The 18878-nt window shown below is 60.7% G+C and carries 18 protein-coding genes; 8 read left to right on the plus strand and 10 right to left on the minus strand.

Features of this window, described 5'->3' with window-relative positions:
• Nucleotides 1–65: 65 nt before the first annotated feature.
• The 3 genes from WBR57_RS19770 to WBR57_RS19780 are packed head-to-tail and all read right to left on the minus strand — an operon-like array spanning nucleotide 66 to nucleotide 2570.
• Nucleotides 66–836 (minus strand): MetQ/NlpA family ABC transporter substrate-binding protein, encoded by a 771-nt coding sequence (locus tag WBR57_RS19770; RefSeq protein WP_424085815.1) that lies wholly within the window; start codon nucleotides 834–836, stop codon nucleotides 66–68.
• 52 nt (nucleotides 837–888) lie between these two features.
• The gene (locus tag WBR57_RS19775; RefSeq protein WP_424085817.1) at nucleotides 889–1563 is read right to left on the minus strand and encodes a methionine ABC transporter permease; all 675 of its coding nucleotides are present in this window, start codon (nucleotides 1561–1563) and stop codon (nucleotides 889–891) included.
• Nucleotides 1563–2570, minus strand: a complete 1008-nt coding sequence (locus WBR57_RS19780; protein ID WP_424085819.1) for a methionine ABC transporter ATP-binding protein — start codon at nucleotides 2568–2570, stop codon at nucleotides 1563–1565. Before WBR57_RS19780 ends, WBR57_RS19775 begins: the two co-directional genes overlap by 1 nt.
• A gap of 265 nt (nucleotides 2571–2835) precedes the next feature.
• Between WBR57_RS19780 and katE the strand changes: the two genes are divergently transcribed.
• Nucleotides 2836–4977: a catalase HPII gene (katE, locus tag WBR57_RS19785; RefSeq protein WP_424085820.1), complete on the plus strand. Its 2142-nt coding sequence runs from the start codon at nucleotides 2836–2838 to the stop codon at nucleotides 4975–4977.
• Nucleotides 4978–5073: 96 nt separating this feature from the next.
• Here katE and WBR57_RS19790 read toward each other — a convergent pair whose 3' ends face one another.
• The 4 genes from WBR57_RS19790 to zur are packed head-to-tail and all read right to left on the minus strand — an operon-like array spanning nucleotide 5074 to nucleotide 7879.
• On the minus strand, nucleotides 5074–5793 hold the full coding sequence (locus WBR57_RS19790) for a PA5502 family lipoprotein (protein ID WP_424085822.1): 720 nt from the start codon (nucleotides 5791–5793) through the stop codon (nucleotides 5074–5076).
• 37 nt (nucleotides 5794–5830) lie between these two features.
• The gene (gene znuB, locus WBR57_RS19795) at nucleotides 5831–6619 is read right to left on the minus strand and encodes a zinc ABC transporter permease subunit ZnuB (protein ID WP_424085823.1); all 789 of its coding nucleotides are present in this window, start codon (nucleotides 6617–6619) and stop codon (nucleotides 5831–5833) included.
• On the minus strand, nucleotides 6612–7397 hold the full coding sequence (gene znuC / locus WBR57_RS19800) for a zinc ABC transporter ATP-binding protein ZnuC (RefSeq protein ID WP_424085825.1): 786 nt from the start codon (nucleotides 7395–7397) through the stop codon (nucleotides 6612–6614). Before znuC ends, znuB begins: the two co-directional genes overlap by 8 nt.
• Nucleotides 7397–7879 carry a zinc uptake transcriptional repressor Zur gene (gene zur, locus WBR57_RS19805; protein ID WP_424085827.1) on the minus strand — a complete coding sequence of 161 codons (483 nt, stop codon included), beginning with the start codon at nucleotides 7877–7879 and terminating at the stop codon, nucleotides 7397–7399. Before zur ends, znuC begins: the two co-directional genes overlap by 1 nt.
• A 58-nt stretch (nucleotides 7880–7937) precedes the next feature.
• Here zur and WBR57_RS19810 point away from each other — a divergent pair, with 58 nt between their 5' ends.
• Complete coding sequence (locus WBR57_RS19810; protein ID WP_424085828.1) at nucleotides 7938–8867, plus strand: zinc ABC transporter substrate-binding protein; 930 nt, start codon at nucleotides 7938–7940, stop codon at nucleotides 8865–8867.
• Between the two features lie 48 nt (nucleotides 8868–8915).
• On the opposite strand, the gene WBR57_RS19815 is transcribed toward WBR57_RS19810, so the two are convergent.
• Entirely contained in the window at nucleotides 8916–9869 is a 954-nt protein-coding gene (locus WBR57_RS19815) for a homoserine kinase (protein ID WP_424085830.1), read from the minus strand.
• Between the two features lie 56 nt (nucleotides 9870–9925).
• Nucleotides 9926–10216, minus strand: coding sequence for a DUF2782 domain-containing protein (locus WBR57_RS19820; RefSeq protein WP_012721523.1), 291 nt, complete (start codon nucleotides 10214–10216; stop codon nucleotides 9926–9928).
• Between the two features lie 74 nt (nucleotides 10217–10290).
• Here WBR57_RS19820 and polA point away from each other — a divergent pair, with 74 nt between their 5' ends.
• Nucleotides 10291–13080, plus strand: coding sequence for a DNA polymerase I (gene polA / locus WBR57_RS19825; RefSeq protein WP_424085832.1), 2790 nt, complete (start codon nucleotides 10291–10293; stop codon nucleotides 13078–13080).
• 269 nt (nucleotides 13081–13349) lie between these two features.
• Here polA and yihA read toward each other — a convergent pair whose 3' ends face one another.
• Entirely contained in the window at nucleotides 13350–13991 is a 642-nt protein-coding gene (gene yihA / locus WBR57_RS19830) for a ribosome biogenesis GTP-binding protein YihA/YsxC (RefSeq protein ID WP_042943980.1), read from the minus strand.
• Between the two features lie 204 nt (nucleotides 13992–14195).
• On the opposite strand from yihA, the gene WBR57_RS19835 reads away from it, so the two are divergent.
• The 5 genes from WBR57_RS19835 (at nucleotide 14196) to WBR57_RS19855 (ending at nucleotide 18831) form a co-directional block, all read left to right on the plus strand.
• Nucleotides 14196–14405, plus strand: coding sequence for a c-type cytochrome (locus tag WBR57_RS19835; RefSeq protein ID WP_424085834.1), 210 nt, complete (start codon nucleotides 14196–14198; stop codon nucleotides 14403–14405).
• Nucleotides 14406–14438: 33 nt separating this feature from the next.
• Nucleotides 14439–15065 (plus strand): c-type cytochrome, encoded by a 627-nt coding sequence (locus WBR57_RS19840; RefSeq protein ID WP_424085837.1) that lies wholly within the window; start codon nucleotides 14439–14441, stop codon nucleotides 15063–15065.
• A 169-nt stretch (nucleotides 15066–15234) separates the two neighbouring features.
• Entirely contained in the window at nucleotides 15235–15870 is a 636-nt protein-coding gene (gene dsbA / locus WBR57_RS19845) for a thiol:disulfide interchange protein DsbA (protein ID WP_424085839.1), read from the plus strand.
• 10 nt (nucleotides 15871–15880) lie between these two features.
• Nucleotides 15881–16762 carry an endonuclease/exonuclease/phosphatase family protein gene (locus WBR57_RS19850; protein ID WP_424085889.1) on the plus strand — a complete coding sequence of 294 codons (882 nt, stop codon included), beginning with the start codon at nucleotides 15881–15883 and terminating at the stop codon, nucleotides 16760–16762.
• Nucleotides 16759–18831 carry a diguanylate cyclase gene (locus WBR57_RS19855; protein WP_424085841.1) on the plus strand — a complete coding sequence of 691 codons (2073 nt, stop codon included), beginning with the start codon at nucleotides 16759–16761 and terminating at the stop codon, nucleotides 18829–18831. The genes WBR57_RS19850 and WBR57_RS19855 overlap by 4 nt, the downstream gene beginning before the upstream one ends.
• The last annotated feature ends 47 nt before the right edge of the window (nucleotides 18832–18878 follow it).

Consider the following 18878-nt stretch of genomic DNA (forward strand, 5'->3'; position numbering starts at 1 on the left):
CCGCTTTCGCGAGCAAGCCCGCTCCCACATTTTTTGATCTTCAGCGTGCTGAAGATCGAGTTTGATCAGAACGCCGGCAGGATTGCGCCTTTGTACTTCTCAAGAATGAACGCTTTGACTTCAGGCGTGTGCAGGGCGGCAACCAGCTTCTTCACCGCGTCCGAATCCTTGTTGTCTTCGCGGGTCACCAGGATGTTCACGTAAGGCGAGTCGTTGCCTTCGATCACCAAGGCGTCCTTGGACGGGTCCAGCTTGGCTTCCAGCGCGTAGTTGGTGTTGATCAGCGCCAGGTCGACCTGGGTCAGCACGCGCGGCAGGGTGGCGGCTTCCAGTTCGCGGAATTTCAGGTTTTTCGGGTTACCGGTGATGTCCTTGAGGGTCGACAGGATGTCTGTCGGGTCCTTCAGGGTGATCAGGTTGTGCTTGGCCAGCAGCAACAGCGCGCGGCCGCCGTTGGTGGCGTCGTTCGGGATCACCACGTTGGCGCCGTCTGGCAGCTCGTCGAGCTTTTTGTACTTGCTGGAGTAGGCGCCCAGAGGCTCGAGGTGCACCGCGCCAACGCTCACCAGGTGAGTGCCCTTGGCCTTGTTGAACTCATCCAGGTACGGCTGGTGCTGGAAGAAGTTGGCGTCCAGGCGCTTTTCAGCCACCTGTACGTTGGGTTGCACGTAATCAGTGAAGACTTTGACCTGCAGGTCCACGCCTTCTTTAGCCAGGGCAGGCTTCACGAATTCGAGGATTTCCGCGTGCGGCACCGGCGAGGCGGCGACCGTGATGGTTTCGGCGTGCGCGGAAAACGCAGCGACGGCGGCGAAAGCGACCAGTAGTTTTTTCATCCAGCAAGCTCCTTGTTCGGGCATCTGCCGGCGGGGTGGCCGGCGATGGCCGTTATTTACGAGAAAAGTGCACCACCAGCTTGTCGCCGACGGTTTGCAGAATTTGCACCAGGATCAACAGCATCACCACGGTGACCACCATCACATCGGTCTGGAAGCGCTGGTAGCCGAAGCGGATCGCCAGGTCACCCAAGCCACCGGCACCGACCACACCGGCCATGGCTGTGTAGGAAACCAGTGTAATCGCCGTCACCGTAATCGCCGCGAAGATGCCGGGGCGGGCTTCAGGCAGCAAGGCATTGACGATGATCTGGCGCGTGCTGGCGCCCATCGACTGCGTGGCCTCGATGATGCCGCGGTCCACTTCACGCAGGGCGGTTTCCACCAGGCGCGCAAAGAACGGTGTTGCACCCACGACCAACGGCGGAATTGCGCCCGCCACACCCAGCGAGGTGCCGGTGATCAATACGGTGAACGGAATCATCACGATCAACAGGATGATGAACGGCAACGAACGCAGAATGTTCACGATCAGCGACAGCAGCGCGTACAAACCTTTTTGTTCGAACAATTGGCGCGGGCTGCACAGGAACAGCAGCACGCCCAATGGCAAACCGAGCAGCACGGTAAAAAACAGCGAACCGAACAGCATGATCATGGTGTCGCCGGTGGCGAGCCAGATTTCCGACCAGTCGATATTGGCGAAGAAACTCAACAAAACTTCCATTAACGCAGCACCTCCATGTGGACGTCTGCCGCGGTAAAGCGGGCGAAAGCGGCGTCCATGTCTCCACCGGTGACAGCGAGGGTCAGTTGGCCGTAAGGGGTGTCTTTGATGTGGTCAATTCGACCGGCAAGGATGCTGTAGTCCACCCCCGTTTCACGGGCGACGGTACCCAGCAATGGCGCGTAGGTCGCTTCGCCCTGGAACGTCAGGCGCACGATACGGCCTGGAACGTGAGCAAACACATCGAGCTGCTCGCCTTCGTCGACCTGCTCGGCCTCTTGCACGAAACGCTTGGTGGTCGGGTGCTGCGGGTGCAGGAACACATCGGCCACCGAGCCTTGCTCGACGATGACGCCGGCGTCCATCACGGCCACCTGGTCGCATACGCGGCGGATCACGTCCATTTCATGGGTGATCAGCACGATGGTCAGCTTCAACTCACGGTTGATCTCGGCCAGCAGTTTGAGCACCGAGGCGGTGGTCTGTGGGTCGAGGGCGCTGGTAGCTTCATCGCACAGCAGGATCTTCGGCTTGGTCGCCAGGGCGCGGGCGATGCCGACGCGCTGCTTCTGGCCGCCGGACAACTGCGCCGGGTATTTTTTGGCGTGGTCCGACAGGCCGACACGGGCGAGCAGCTCAGCCACGCGCAGGTCGATGTCCTTGCGCGACAGTTCGCCGGCGAGGGTCAGCGGCAGCGCGACGTTGTCGGCGACGGTCTTGGAGGCGAGCAGGTTGAAGTGCTGGAAGATCATCCCGACTTGCTGGCGGAAACGGCGCAGGCCGTTGGCGTCCAGCGCGGTGACTTCTTCACCGTCGACATTGATCTGACCGCCACTGGGTTCTTCCAGGCGGTTGATCAGACGCAGCAGGGTACTTTTTCCCGCGCCGGAGTGGCCGATCAGGCCGAACACCTGGCCGTTTTCGACGCGCAGGCTGGTGGGGTGCAGCGCGGGGATTTCCTTACCGGCGACGCGGTAGGTTTTATGGACGTTATGAAACTCGATCACGTAGCGAACCTTGTGGGGCGCATGGAAAAGGGATCAGCGGTTAGCCGGGCGCGCATTTTAGCCTGTCCGTATAGCGTTTCTTAGCATTTATTTCGCATTCAACCAGCGATTTGGCAATAACGCGATCAAAGGTCATAAAAAAGGAACGGTGCAAAACCGTGTCAGTCACTACTTAAGCAACTCGATTTCCCAGGTGCCGTGCCTGGGGTTTTGCTCAAACGAGCCGGGGACCGCTCTGGCCACTTTGAATAAGGAGTTTTGACTGATGAGTACCAAGAAGCCAGCTACCCCGCCGAAGAGTGAACTCGCGGGCACCGATACCCTGGACCGTGGCAATACCAACGCCAAGTTGCAGGCTCTCGAGGAATTCCGCTCGGATGCGACCGGCCAGGCGCTGCGCACCAACCAGGGCGTGAAGATTTCCGATAACCAGAACACGTTGAAAGTCGGCTCCCGTGGCCCGTCGCTGCTGGAAGACTTCATCATGCGTGAAAAAATCACGCACTTTGACCATGAGCGTATCCCGGAGCGCATCGTGCATGCCCGTGGCACCGGCGCCCATGGCTATTTCCAGACCTATGAAAACCATTCGGCGCTGACCAAAGCCGGTTTTCTGCGTGACCCTGGGCATAAAACGCCAGTGTTCGCGCGCTTTTCCACCGTGCAGGGCCCGCGCGGTTCCGGCGACACGGTGCGTGACGTGCGCGGCTTTGCCGTGAAGTTTTTCACCGACGAAGGCAACTTCGACCTGGTGGGCAACAACATGCCGGTGTTTTTCATTCAGGACGCGATCAAGTTTCCTGACTTCGTGCACGCGGTAAAACCTGAGCCACACAACGAAATTCCTACCGGCGGTTCGGCTCACGATACGTTCTGGGACTTTGTCTCGCTGCAGCCAGAATCGGCGCACATGGTGATCTGGGCCATGTCCGACCGTGCAATCCCAAAAAGCCTGCGCAGCATGCAGGGCTTTGGTGTGCACACCTTCCGCCTGGTAAACGCCGAGGGTAAATCCAACTTCGTCAAATTCCACTGGCGCCCTACCGCCGGCACTTGCTCGCTGGTGTGGGACGAAGCGCAAAAGCTCGCCGGTAAAGATACCGACTACCACCGTCGTGATCTGTGGGAGTCGATTGAAATGGGCGACTACCCGGAATGGGAACTGGGCGTACAGGTGATTCCGGAAGACAAGGAGCATGCGTTCGACTTCGATATCCTCGACCCCACCAAGCTGATTCCCGAAGAGCTCGTGCCGATTACCCCGCTGGGCAAGATGGTGTTGAACCGCAACCCGGATAACTTCTTTGCCGAGGTTGAGCAAGTCGCGTTCTGCCCTGGCCATATCGTGCCGGGTATCGACTTCTCCAATGACCCGCTGCTGCAAGGTCGGTTGTTTTCCTACACCGACACGCAGATCAGCCGACTGGGCGGTCCGAACTTCCACCAGTTACCGATCAACCAGCCGATTACGCCGCTGCATAACAACCAGCGTGATGCCATGCACCGCAGCACCATCGACAAAGGGCGTGCGTCGTACGAGCCGAACTCGATCGATGGCGGCTGGCCGAAAGAGACGCCACCTGCCGCGCAGGATGGCGGTTTCGAGACATATCCGGAGCGAATCGAAGCGCACAAAGTGCGTGAGCGCAGCGAGTCGTTCGGCGATCACTTCTCCCAGGCGCGCCTGTTCTTCCGCAGCATGAGCAAGCACGAGCAAGAGCACATCATTGCCGCTTACAGCTTTGAGTTGGGCAAGGTCGAGCGTGAGTTTATTCGCGCGCGTCAGGTCAACGAGATCCTCGCCAACATTGACCTGGAACTGGCCAAACGTGTGGCGCAGAACCTCGGGCTGCCCGCGCCGACCAAGGGCACCGTGCCAGAGCGCCAGACCCAGCCAGAGCGTTCACCTGCACTGAGCCAGGCGAACTTGTTGCCGGGCGATATCAAGACGCGCAAGGTGGCGATCCTCGCGGCCAATGGTGTGGACAGCGCGGCGATTGATGCGTTGAAAAAGGCGCTGGAAGCCGAAGGTGCTCACGCCAAGGTGCTTGGCCCGACGTCGGCACCGGTCAAGACGGCGGCCGGTAAGAGCTTGCCGGTGGATGCCTCAATGGAAGGCATGCCGTCCATTGCGTTCGATGCGGTGTTCGTGCCGGGCGGCAAGGAGTCGGTCAAGGCGTTGAGTGGTGATGGCGTGGCGTTGCACTTCCTGCTGGAAGCGTACAAGCACTTGAAGGCGATTACGGTTGCCCCGGATGCGAAGCCGTTGCTGGACCTGCTCAAGCTTGAGGCGGATGCGGGCCTGATCGTGGGCGCGGATGCCAAGGCGTTCAAGGCGTTCTTTGCCGCGATCGGGCAACACCGGGTTTGGGATCGTGAGCCTAAGGCCAAGGCGATTCCGGCTTAAGTCATTGGTTGTTTGTTAGATCGCTATCGGGGGCAATCCCCCTCCCACATTGAAATACCTTCGGTGTGGGAGGGGGGGGGGTTGTCCCCGATGCTTTTACTCCGCCTTGCGCGGAATCAGTACAACCTGGGCCGGAATATTCTTCAGAATCTGCCGGTGAATCGTCAGGTCATACCCCGAATCAATACGTTTGACGCGTTTGGTCAGCAATGTGGCCAGCCACGGGTAGTCCTGCGCGCGAGGCGCCTGGATGCTCACGTCGCACTGGTAATTCACCACATCGGTGGCGATCGCATCCAACTGATGGCGAAGTTCTTCGATATCGGTAAGGTTCAACGCCACGGTGGTGCTGGGCGCCGTAGGGTCGATGACCTTGGCCGCGGGCTTGGCTTCGGCGGCTTTCAAGGCGGCCTCGGCCTGGTCCAGTTCAGCCTTGCGGGCGTGGCTGATGGCGCTGTTCACGCCACCGGTTAGCGCCGGCGCCTTGGGCATCAGCGCACGGGCGCGGCTCAGGGCAGTCGCTGCGGCGTTCACATCACCTTTTTGCAGCACGATCTGGCTGCGCTGCAGGTAAGCCTCGGCCAATTGGCGCTGGTACGGCTCCAGGGCCGGGTCGTTGGGCGACTGGGCCTGTAACGCGGCGAGTTGATCTTCGGCGGTAGCCAGCTCACTGCTGGCCAGGTTTTGCTCCAGCTGCGCGATGGCCGCAGCGCGTCCGTCCGGGGCCTGTGTGGCGGCGGGCGGTGTGCTTTGACAGGCGCCCAGCAGCAGGGAAAATGCGGCAAGGAGCAGATAACGGGAGTTGAACGGCTTCATTCCTGCGACTCTCTAATTGCGCAAAAAGCGAGCAAGTCTACACCCCTCGACGGGGCAGGACAAAACTCAGCAAAAACAGGGCGGCGGCCGTGACCACAATCGACGGCCCGGCCGGCGTGTCTTTGAACCAGGACAGTGCCAGGCCGCCGCACACGGCGAGCATCCCCAGCAGGCTGGCGCCGATTGCCATTTGCTCCGGTGAGCGGGCATGGCGCTGGGCGGCGGCGGCTGGAATGATCAGCAGCGATGTGATCAACAATACGCCGACAATCTTCATCGCGACAGCAATCACCACGGCGATCAACAGCATCAGGGCCATGCGCAGGGCCGGCACGGGCAGGCCTTCCACGGTGGCCAGCTCTTCATGCACGGTAATTGCCAGCAGCGGGCGCCACAGGGCGACCAGCACCAGCAGCACCGCAGCGCTGCCGCCGAGGATCCACGCAAGGTCAGTGGGGCTGATCGCCAGCAGGTCGCCGAACAGGTAGGCCATCAGGTCGATGCGCACTTCATGCATGAAGCTCAGCACCACCAGGCCCAGGGACAAGGTGCTCGGCGCGAGGATGCCCAGCAGCGTGTCGGAGGCCAGCGGCTGGCGCTGTTGCAGGGTCACCAGCAGTACCGCCAGCAGCAGGCAGCCCACGGTCACGGCGATGGTCGGGCTCACATCGAGCAAGAAGCCCATGGCCACGCCCAGCAGCGCGGCGTGCGACAACGTGTCGCCAAAATACGCCATGCGCCGCCAGACCACGAACGAGCCGAGGGGGCCCGCCACCAATGCCAAAGCCAAGCCTGCCAGCAGGGCGTAGAGCAGAAAATCAGCCATGCTTGCAGCTATCTCCATGGACGTGGGTATGAGGGGTTGTGGGGTCGTCGACCACTGCGCCATGCAGGTCATGGGCGTGGTCGTGATGGTGGTGATAGACCGCCAGGCTCTGGGCGTTCTTGCCGAACAGCTCGACGAATGCCGGGTCACCGCTGACCTGCTCCGGGTGGCCGGAGCAGCACACGTGGCGGTTCAGGCACACCACCTGGTCGGTGGTGCTCATCACCAGGTGCAGGTCGTGGGAAACCATCAGCACGCCGCAGCCGTGGCGGTCGCGCAGGCGCGTGATCAGGCTGTACAGCTCGGCTTGGCCGGCCACGTCGACGCCCTGTACGGGCTCATCCAGTACCAGCAATTCCGGCTCGCGCAGCAAGGCGCGGGCCAGCAGCACGCGCTGCATTTCGCCGCCGGAGATGCTCTGCACCGGGTTGTCGATCACCTGTTCGGCGCCGACTTCCTTGAGCGCGGCCTGAGCACGGGCGCGGTCTACACCGGGCACCAGGCGTAGGAAGCGCAGCACGGACAGCGGCAGCGTCGGGTCGACGTGCAATTTTTGCGGCATGTAACCAACGCGCAGCTTGGGCTTGCGCCACACGCTGCCGGTGTCGGGTTTGAGCAGGCCGAGCACGGCGCGTACCAAGGTGGTCTTGCCGGCGCCATTGGGGCCGATCAGGGTGACGATCTGCCCGGGCTCGACGCTCAACGCGATGTTGTCCAGCACGTTTTGCCCGGCGAACGTGACCCCGACCTGTTCCAGGCGGATTAACGCGTTGCTCATCAAGCCCCCTGGCAGCCCGAGCAGAGCCCGACCACTTCGACCGTTTGCCCTTCGACCTGGAAGCCGACGTCGGCGGAGCTCTTGATGATCGCGTCACTGATGCTTTTTTGTTCAAGCTCGATGGCCGCGTGGCACTCGCGGCAGATCAGGAATTGGCCCTGATGCGCGTGTTCCGGGTGGTTGCAGCCGACAAACGCGTTGAGTGAGGCGATGCGATGCACCAGGCCGTTTTCCAGCAGGAAATCCAGCGCGCGGTACACGGTAGGCGGTGCGGCGCGGCGGCCGTCCTGCTCGCTGAGCACGCCAAGAATGTCGTAGGCGCCCAATGGCTTGTGGCTCTGCCACACCAGTTCCAGCACCCGGCGGCGCAAGGCAGTCAGGCGCAGGCCCTTCTGCGCGCAGAGGGTATCGGCCTCCGACAGCGCGGTATGCACGCAGTGAGAGTGGTCATGGGGACGGCTGGCAAGCGGTGTTTTAGGCATGAGCGGCGACAGACATTTGATAGAGACGTTATTATGTTACCCGTTCCTACGCCATTGAGTGGTCATCGTGTCCCGACTTTTTCCCGTTTTTGTCGTATTTGTCACCAGTTTGTTCATCGCAGGGGCCGCTCAGGCTGAGGTCAAGGTGCTGACCAGCATCAAACCATTGCAGTTGATTGCCGCCGCTGTGCAGGACGGCGTGGCCGTTCCAGACGTGTTGCTTCCCCCCGGCGCATCGCCGCACAACTATGCCCTGCGCCCATCCGACGTACGGCGCGTGCAGTCGGTGGACTTGCTGTATTGGATCGGCCCGGACATGGAAACCTTCCTGCCGCGCGTGCTCAAGGGGCGTACCTTGCCGACCGTGGCGGTACAGGACCTTGCCGGGATGAAGTTGCGTCGTTTCGGCGAAGATAGCCATTCTCACGCCGACGATGCCGACGAGCATGATCACGATCATCGCCCGGGCAGCGTGGATGCGCATTTGTGGCTGTCGACGGTTAACGCTCGCGTGATCGCCGCGCGCATGGCTGCTGACCTCAGCGCCGCCGACCCGACCAATGCTGCGCGTTACCAGAGTAATGTGAAGGCGTTCGATGAGCGCCTGGATGCTCTGGATGCACGGCTGAAGGCGCGACTGGCGCCGATCGGCGACAAGCCCTACTTCGTGTTCCATGAGGCTTTCGATTATTTCGAAGACGCCTACGGGCTCAAGCACGCCGGCGTGTTCAGCGTTGCCGCCGAAGTCCAGCCGGGTGCCCAGCACGTGGCGGCGATGCGTACGCGGTTGCAGGAAGTCGGCAAGACCTGCGTGTTCAGTGAGCCGCCGCTGCGTCCGCGTCTGGCTGAAACCCTGGTGGCTGGTTTGCCGGTGAAGCTGGCCGAGTTGGACGCGCTGGGCGGCTATACCCCGGCTACTGCCAATGGGTACGAGCAAGTGCTTGAGAAGTTGGGGAATGATCTGGCCGGGTGCCTGGAATCGCTCTGACAGCCAGCGAAGAGCAAATGTGGGAGGGGGCAAGCCCCCTCTCACATTTTAGAGCGCGAACGGCAGGTGGACCGTGACCTTCTGACGTTGGATCAAGCGATGCTCGAACTCCGCCGGATCATGAATCAACACATCCTGGCCGGCAAACGACTCAGCAGCGATCAGGCGGGACAGCCAGAAGCGCACACACGCCACGCGCAACATGGCCGGCCACAACTCGGCCTCCTTGGCGGTAAACGGTCGCAGGCCCGCGTAGGCGCCCAGCAGCGCGCGGGCACGTTGGCCGTCAAGCACGCCGTCAACGTCCGAACACCAGTCATTCAAGGCAATCGCCACGTCGTACAGCATCGGGCCCGAGCAGGCGTTGTAGAAGTCGATCAAGCCGGTCAGGTGCGTACCTTCGAACATCGCATTGTCGCGGAACAAATCAGCGTGAACGTTGGCGCGCGGCAAGGCCAGGATTTCAGCCTTGTGGGCTTCGATCTCGCTCAATGCGGCTTGCAACAGGGCTTGCTGTGCGTCGTTCAAGTGCGAAATCAGCTGCGCGCCTTCGGTGAGCATCCAATCCAGCCCGCGATCCGTCTTGCGCTCCAGCACTTTCTCGCCCTGGGTCGCCAGGTGCAGATGGCCGAGCAGGTCGCCGACCTGGGCGCAATGCTGCGCGTTGGCGTCCTTGATGTGCTTGCCGGCCAGGCGCGGTTGGAGCAGCGCCGGCTTGCCCTTCAGTTCGCGCAGGGCCACGCCGTCGGTGGTGCGCAGCGCGTACGGCACCGGCAGGTCGGCGTCGTGGAGCACGTCGAGCAGCTCGATGAAGAATGGCATTTCGGCGACGGGGCCGCGTTCAACCAGGGTCAGGACAAATTCGCCCTGTTCCAGGCTGACAAAGAAATTGGTGTTTTCGCTACCGGCGGCAATCCCCTGGAAATCAAGCAGGCGGCCGAGCCCGTATGGGGCGAGAAAGGTTTCCAGCTCGGGCCGAGCCAGGGGGGTGAACACAGACATGGTTAAAACTGCCAGTACGGGCGCCGCGGTGCGCAGCGCCAATTTAAGTTAAGAAATCATTTCCATTCGAAAATCTTCCATGACGGGATCAGCATATCCGGCTGGTCAGAGCGGATGAAGTTCGCATCGGTTCCGTCCGCGCGCACCAGGAAATACGGAGGCGCGCCTTTCGGAGTGACCTTGATTGCGTACAGGAAACCGTTCTGGCGGTACTCCTGGATGGTCTTGTCGCCTTCCGTGCGAATGGTCACTTCCGGATCACCCCCAGGGGCATCGTCTGCCGCCATGGCAGCCATCGGAGCGAGTGCAATCAAGCCGGTCAACAGCAGGCGATTGAATGTACGCATGATAACCTTGTCCCTTTGTCGTCATTGGTCCGGCTATTCTAGCGCCTGACCCGCCGAAAAGGTTGATTCTGCTCATGAGCCAAGCACCCCTCGTCCTGGTGGACGGTTCTTCTTATCTGTACCGCGCGTTCCACGCGTTGCCACCGCTGACCACCTCCAAAGGCCTGCCGACCGGTGCGGTCAAGGGCGTGTTGAACATGCTCAAAAGCCTGCGCAAGCAGTACCCGGACAGCCCGTTCGCAGTCGTGTTCGATGCCAAGGGTGGGACCTTTCGCGATGACATGTACGCCGAATACAAGGCCAACCGTCCAAGCATGCCGGATGACATGCGCCTGCAAATCGAGCCACTGCACCAGAGCGTGATCGCCCTCGGCTTCCCGCTGCTGTGCGTCGAAGGCGTCGAGGCCGATGATGTGATCGGCACCCTGGCCCGCAGCAGCGCGGCCGCGGACCGCCCGGTGGTGATTTCCACCGGTGACAAAGACATGGCGCAGCTGGTCGACGGGCACATTACCTTGGTCAACACCATGACCGGTAGCGCGATGGACGTGGAGGGCGTGAAGGAGAAATTCGGCGTCGCTCCAGAGCAGATCATTGATTATCTGGCATTGATGGGCGATTCGTCCGACAACATCCCAGGCGTTCCGGGCATTGGCCCGAAGACCGCGTCCGGCTTGCTGGTGGGCGTGAACGGTGGTCTCAAAGAGCTTTATGAGCAGTTGGACATTGTGCCGACCCTGCCGATCCGTGGGGCCAAGACCCTGCCGGCCAAGCTCGAAGAGCATAAAGAGATGGCGTTCCTGTCCTATCAGCTGGCGACGATCAAGATCGACGTGCCGTTGGACGTGGGCCTTGATGATTTGCACTTGATCGAACCGGACCGCGAGAAGCTGCTGGAGCTGTATTCGCTGCTGGAATTCAAGAGCTGGATTGACGAGATTCAGCGCGACGCCAAGCGCGTTGAGCTCAAGGCGTCGACCGAGTCTGCACCGGCGGCTGAAGCAGTCGTTGAGGCGGCTGTGCCGGCGGAAGTTTCTTACACCACCATCCTCGACCAGGCGACATTTGACGCCTGGCTGAAGAAGCTGAACGCCGCAAAACTGTTCGCCTTCGACACCGAAACCACCGGGATAGACGCCCAGAAAGCGCAATTGGTCGGCGTTTCGTTTGCCGTGCAGGCCCATGAAGCGGCCTACATCCCGCTGACGCATTCCTACATCGGTGCGCCGCAGCAGCTGGACCGCGACACCGTGTTGCTGGCCCTGAAGCCCTTGCTGGAAGACCCGAGCAAACTCAAGGTCGGCCAGCACGCCAAGTACGACATGAACATCCTGGCCAATTGCGCCATCGGTGGCGACCCTGCAAACGGCATCACCGTGCGTGGCATCGCGTTCGACACCATGCTTGAATCCTACGTGTTGAACTCCACGGCGACCCGTCATGACATGGACAGTTTGGCGAAGAAGTACTTGGACCACGACACCGTCAGCTTCCAGGACATCGCCGGCAAAGGTGCCAAGCAGCTGACATTCGACCAGATCCCACTGGAGCAGGCCGGGCATTACGCGGCCGAAGACGCCGACGTGACCTTGCGCCTGCATCAGGCCTTGTTCGCGCAGCTGGCCGCCATACCGAGCCTGGCGAGTGTGCTCACGGACATCGAAATACCGCTGGTGCCGGTGCTGGCGCGTATCGAGCGCCAGGGTGCGCTGGTGGATGCGCAGCTGCTCGGCGTGCAGAGCATTGAGCTGGGTAACAAGATGGTCGAGCTGGAGCGCCAGGCCTTCGAGATCGCCGGAGAGGAATTCAACTTGGGCTCGCCCAAGCAGCTTGGGGCGATTCTCTACGAGAAACTCGGCTTGCCGGTGCTCAAGAAGACCGGCAAAGGCCAGGCATCCACGGCTGAAGAAGTGTTGGCCAAGTTGGCCGAAGATGACTACCCGCTGCCTAAAGTGCTGATGCAGTACCGCAGCATGAGCAAGCTGAAAAGCACCTACACCGACCGCCTGCCGGAGCAGATCAACCCGCGTACCGGGCGTGTTCACACCTCCTATCATCAGGCGGTGGCGGCAACCGGGCGCTTGTCTTCCAGCGACCCGAACCTGCAGAACATTCCAGTGCGCACCGCCGAAGGTCGGCGGATTCGCCAGGCATTTGTGGCGCCCAAGGGCTACAAATTGCTGGCGGCAGATTATTCGCAGATCGAGCTGCGGATCATGGCGCACTTGTCGAAGGATGAGGGGCTGATGAATGCGTTCCGCAACGACCTGGACGTGCACACCGCTACGGCGGCGGAAGTGTTCAAGGTTGAACTGCCTGAGGTCACGTCCAATCAGCGTCGCAGCGCCAAGGCGATCAACTTTGGCCTGATCTACGGCATGGGCGCACAGAAGCTCGGCAAGGACATCGGCGTCGATACCAAGACCGCCAAGGCCTATATCGATGTGTATTTCGCGCGTTACCCCGGGGTTCGCGAGTACATGGAGCGCACCCGCGCCCAGGCCGCCGATCAAGGCTATGTAGAAACCTTCTTCGGTCGTCGGCTGTATTTGCCGGATATCAATTCCAACAAGCCCCAGGAGCGCGCGGCCGCAGAACGCACGGCGATCAACGCGCCGATGCAGGGCACGGCGGCGGATATCATCAAGAAGGCCATGGTGCTGGTGGACAACTGGCTGTCCGAGTCCGGCCTGGACGCCAAGGTTATCCTGCAGGTGCACGATGAATTGGTCCTCGAGGTGCGTGAGGACCTGGTCGCAGAAGTCAGCGAGAAGATTCGCGAGCACATGAGTGCGGCCGCGCAGCTGGATGTGCCGTTGGTGGTGGACGTGGGTGTGGGTGACAACTGGGACGAAGCGCACTGATTTCAAGGCTTTGCCACCGCCTGAGGTGGTGGCAGAGTGCTTTAGTCCGGAAATCACCGCGAGTTATTTCCAATAGTTTTTTGGAGCTGCCGGAACTTAACCCGTGAACTGCTACTCAGAGTTACTGAATGGGTGGTGAAGCCCTTCAATGCTCCTATGTTGTGTTAAGTGTTGGCAGATATCTGGACCCCGCCCTAGCGGTCTAGAACTTGAACCCCGAACTTCCCCTCCCCATACGAAGTCCGGGGTTTTTTTTGCCTGCGTAAAAGCTATTCCGCGATTTCAGCGCCCTTGTCCGCCAATTCCATCCAGCCGGCCAGTACGGTGTAAGCGTCTTCCAGGCCCATACGTTTTGGCGCCGAGAACAGCTGGATAGTGATCGCGTCACCCCAACCCTTACGGATCTCGGATTGCACTTTGAGCAGGGTGTTTTTGGCTGCGCCGTAGGTCAGCTTGTCGGCCTTGGTCAGCAGAATGTGCATCGGCATGCCACTGGCGACAGCCCAGTCGAGCATCAGCAGGTCGAAGTCGGTCATCGGATGGCGGATGTCCATCATCAGAATCAAACCCTTCAAACTCTCGCGACCCCCCAGGTAAGCCTCCAGGTGACGCTGCCAGTGCAGCTTCAATGGGATGGGTACTTTTGCGTAACCGTAGCCCGGCAGGTCGACCAGACGCCGATCATCGTCTAGCTTGAAGAAATTGAGCAGCTGCGTGCGGCCCGGGGTTTTCGAGGTGCGCGCCAGGCTGGCGTGGGTCAGGGTGTTCAGGGCGCTGGATTTGCCTGCGTTGGAACGGCCGGCAAAGGCGACTTCAAAACCTTCGTCATCGGGGCATTGGTCAACTTTGGCGGCGCTGAGCATGAACGTGGACTGTTGGCACAGGCCTAGGATGGGATTCTTGAGTTGCATGAGATTTCCGATGTGGGCGATGCCGAGAAAGGGTGCGGCAAGCGGTGTCGTTTCCGTTTCAGTAGCGCCAGTATATAATGCCGCAGATTTTGTGTGTGTTTTGTCCCAGCGAAGGATGAAGTTCACGGGAGCGAAAGACCTTTATTGCGCATTAGAACGCAAAACGCTCTCAAACCCTGAAAAGGTCGATGTATGACCTGATGGTTGCGCGCTTTTGGTGTCCTGGGTCCGCTTTTCGGCGCTCAGGCTACACAGGAACCGGGAGCGCTGTACAACCGAGTTTGCGTGGCCACGCTGAGGCACCACGTGACCCAGGGTTTCAAGGCGATGCCGCCGCGTGGTTTGTGCATGGACTGCAGTACTGAGGATTACCAGGCCATCGTTCATTTGATGGTGAGTAAACCCGGTAGATAACTCTTAAACCCTTAGCCGTAGTTGGATTAGCTGATGAACAAACTGATCGTGAGTCTGCTGTTGACCATGGGCATCACCGGTGTTGCCCATGCTGCAGGCGACGCTACAGCGGGTCAGGCGAAAGCCGCCGTCTGTGGTGCTTGCCACGGACCGGATGGTAACAGCCCGGCACCGAACTTCCCCAAACTGGCGGGCCAGGGTGAACGTTACCTGACCAAGCAGATGCACGACATCAAGGACGGCAAGCGCACGGTGCTGGAAATGACCGGCTTGCTGACCAACCTCAGCGATCAGGACTTGGCTGACATCGCGGCGTATTTTGCCAGCCAGAAAGGCAGTGTGGGAGCTGCTGATCCGAAGCTGGTTGATAAAGGCCAGGCATTGTTCCAGGGCGGCAAGCTCGCTGAAGATCAGCCCATTGGTGGCATGCCCGCCTGCAAGGCCTGCCACATCGCAGGCGGCAGTGGTCTAGCGGAAGCCGGCTTTCCTCACCTGAGTGGTCAGCACGCCCAATACACGGCCAAACAATTGAAAGACTTCCGCGAGAAGGTTCGTTCTATCGATGGCGATGCCAGCAACAAAATGATGACGGACATTGCGGCAAAGCTGTCGGATAAAGATATCGAAGCACTGTCCAGCTATATTCAGGGTCTGCACTGATTAGCCGGGCAACGTTAACTCTCGATTAATCCCGCGATGCAAGCATAAAAAGGGTGGCCCAGGCCGCCCTTTTTTGTGGCCGGTGCCGTTACACTAACGAACTCATGCCCGCGTAGACCTGTCACAACAAAGGTCGCGTGAGGCGACTTTATTTGTCCAGGAGTAAAGCATGCGTAATCTGATCCTCAGCGCCGCTCTCGTCACTGCCAGCCTCTTCGGCATGACTGCACAAGCTGCCGATGTGCCGCTTGAAGCCGGTAAAACCTACGTCGAATTGGCTAACCCGGTTGCAGTCTCGGTACCCGGCAAGATCGAAGTGGTGGAGCTGTTCTGGTATGGCTGCCCGCATTGCTACGCTTTTGAGCCGACCATCAATCCTTGGGTCGAAAAACTCCCGTCCGACGTCAACTTCAAGCGCATCCCGGCCATGTTCGGCGGCCCTTGGGATGCACACGGCCAACTGTTCCTGACCCTCGAAGCCATGGGTGTGGAGCACAAAGTGCACAACGCGGTCTTTGACGCAATCCAGAAACAAGGCAAGCGCCTGACCAAGCCTGACGAAATGGCTGACTTCGTTGCCACCCAAGGTGTCGACAAGGACAAGTTCCTGGCCACCTTCAACTCGTTCGCTATCCAAGGCCAGATCAAACAGGCTAAAGAACTGGCGCAAAAGTACGGCGTGCAAGGCGTACCGACCATGATCGTCAACGGCAAATACCGTTTCGACCTGGGCACTACGGGTGGTCCTGAAGCGACCCTCAATGTGGCCGACCAGCTGATCGCCAAAGAGCGCGCAGCCAAGTAGGGGGGCCTTTATCATGCGCCGCTGGGGCACTGAACGCGTCGTTGGCTTGCATGACCCGCGGGTCAACGAACATCACCTGGAATCCACTGGCCTGCCGGCAGACAGCCGCTTGCGCCTGCTCAGCTTCAATATCCAGGTGGGCATCAGTACCGAGAAGTACCGACACTACCTCACCCGTGGCTGGCAGCATTTGCTGCCGCACAACGGGCGCGCCGGTAACTTGCAGAAAATCGGCAACCTGCTGAACGATTTTGACCTGGTCGCCCTGCAGGAGGCCGACGGCGGCAGCATGCGCTCCGGCTACATCAACCAAGTGGAACACCTGGCCCAACTGGGGGCCTTCCCCTATTGGTATCAGCAACTCAATCGCAACCTCGGGCGCCTGGCGCAGCACAGCAATGGCGTGCTCAGCCGCTTGAAACCCACGGCAATCGAAGATCACCCCTTGCCCGGCCCCAAGGGGCGCGGGGCGATCCTCGTGCGCTTTGGCGAAGGCCCGGAAGCCTTGGTGGTGGTGATGATGCATCTGGCGCTGGGTGCCCGTACCCGCACCATGCAACTGGCCTACATCCGGGAATTGATCGGCAACTACAAACACCAGGTGTTGATGGGGGACATGAACACCCATGCCAATGACCTGCTGCAGAATTCTCCGTTGCGCGACCTCGGGCTATTGGCGCCACAAGTCGAAGCCACGTTTCCCAGCTGGCGACCACAACGCTGTCTTGACCATATCCTGCTCAGCCCGACCCTCACCCTGGAAAGTGTGAAGGTACTGGCGCAGCCCATTTCCGATCACCTGCCCGTCGCGGTAGAGATTCGTCTGCCGGGTTCGCTCACGGCTGATGCATTACCCGCGTTGAGCCCCGGCCCTCGCGGACCCCTTGCATGAGCGACGACGCCCAGCGCTGGAAAGAGAAATACCTTAAAAGCATCGAGCAACAAGACAAGCTCGAACGCCGTTGGGCTGCCCGCCTCGACCTGCTGCGCCGCGGGCTGGTGCGCAGCACGCTGGCCGCTGAAGGCACCGACCGCGCCGTCGACCAGTGCATGAAGGAAATGCGCGACGTTGTCCGCACCGATGATATGGACGCGGCACTCGCTGCTCTGCTGCCGCGCCTGGAAAAGGCCGTGCTGGATTCGGAGCAGCGCCGTGAAACCCGAGTCGATCAGATCAGTACCGCGCTGACCTCTCTGGTCGCTCAATTGCAAAAGCTGCCACTGCCGCGTGAAGTCGCACGCCCGCTGAAAACCTTTGCCAAGCAGTTGGATGGGCGCGTCAGCCAGGCCCGCGAAATCCCCTTGTTGCTCAGCGAATTGAGCAGCCTGCAGGGCCAGGCGCTGGATAACCTGGAGCCGGACGGCGAAACCCCGCGCCCTGGGCCAGGGCTTTTGCAACGCCTGTTTGGTGGCAAGGATGTTACGAATGAGGCAGTGGCCAGCGAGCCCACGCCCAGCCCCCAAGCGCAACCGGTTGCGGCCAAGCCTGCCGCCGAGCCGGTTGAGCCCGAGCAATCCGAAGAGCTGACGCAAGCCTTGCGCGCCTTCGCGCCACAGCCTCAAGAAGCCGTTGCGCCGACGCCCGAGCGCGCAGCAACGGAGCCCGCCGCGCCGGCCCGCATTGTCGAGGCCACCAGTGAAACATTTGTCTACGAAGCCCCGGCGCAAACGGCGCCGGTTGAAGCCGCCATAGTCGTTACCGAAACCAAAGAGCCCGAACCTCTAGCCGAAGAGGAGGAGGCGCCCGAGAGCGCTCTTGCGGCGTTTATCGAAGCGCCGCCGGCTCAGGTTGATACGCCGGATCAAACGGCCATCGGCAGCCTGTCCCTGCCTCCTGTGCTGGAGCCTGAAGAGCCTGACCCCGACGAACTGCAATCGGACGGTGCCTACTCATTGCCAGATTCGCCGGAGCCGTCCTACAGCTCCGTAGCCAAGCACATCGAAAGCACCTTGCTCGGTCTGCTGGAAGACCTCAGCCTTCCCGAGCGCCACCGGCCCCAGGCCGAAGCCATGCGCGAACGTCTGGCCCATGGCTTGAACTGGTACGAACTGCTGCCGATCCTCGATGATCTGGCGGTATTGATGCTGGCGATCACCGACAGCGGTCAGCATGAGTTCGAGGCTTACCTCAAGCAGCTCAATGAGCGTCTCGAAGCATTTCAAGGGCACTTGCAAGTCGCCAGCGATGGGCATGCCGACAGTCGTTCCGCTGCGCGTGAGCTGGATACGCAGATCCGCGAACAGGTCGACGGCCTGCAAAGCAGTGTGCAGGAAGCCGCCGACCTGGACAGCCTCAAACAAGTGCTGGAAAGCCACCTCGAAGGCTTGCTCGGCACCATGGACGAACACCAGCAACAACGTGACCAGCGCGAGCACGAAGTGGCTGAGCGCCTGAAGGGCTTGGCCGAGCGGGTCGCGAATATGGAGCAGGAGGCCCAGGGCTACCGTGAGCATCTGGAGGTGCAACGTCAGAAAGCCCTGATCGATCCGCTGACTGGCCTGCCCAACCGCGCGGCTTGGAGCGAGCGGCTCGATCAAGAGGTCAACCTCTGGCACCAGCGCGGCAACAGCCTATCGCTGGCGATGCTCGACCTGGACCACTTCAAGCGCATCAACGATGGCTATGGCCATCTGGCTGGCGACAAGGTGCTGAAGATCATCGCCAGCGTGCTGCGTAAGCGCCTGCGCCCGAATGACTTTATCGCGCGGTTTGGTGGCGAAGAGTTTGTGTTAGTGATGCCTGATTCGTCACTGGCGGATGCGCTGGCGGCCGGTGAAGTGTTGCGTTCGGCGATTGAGGTGTGCCCGTTTCACTTCAAGGGCGAGCCAGTGACGATCACCGTGTCCATGGGTGTTGCGCAGTTCCAGCCGGGCGAGCGCAGTGACCTCGCGCTCAAACGGGCTGATGCGGCGCTGTATCGAGCCAAGGCAGCGGGACGCAACCAAGTGCAGGCGGCGTGAAAAATGTTCCATTTTGTAATTTGACCGTCAGGCCACAAAGGGTACGT

It is taken from the genome of Pseudomonas sp., from assembly GCF_049590575.1.
In the GTDB taxonomy this organism is placed as follows: Bacteria; Pseudomonadota; Gammaproteobacteria; order Pseudomonadales; family Pseudomonadaceae; genus Aquipseudomonas.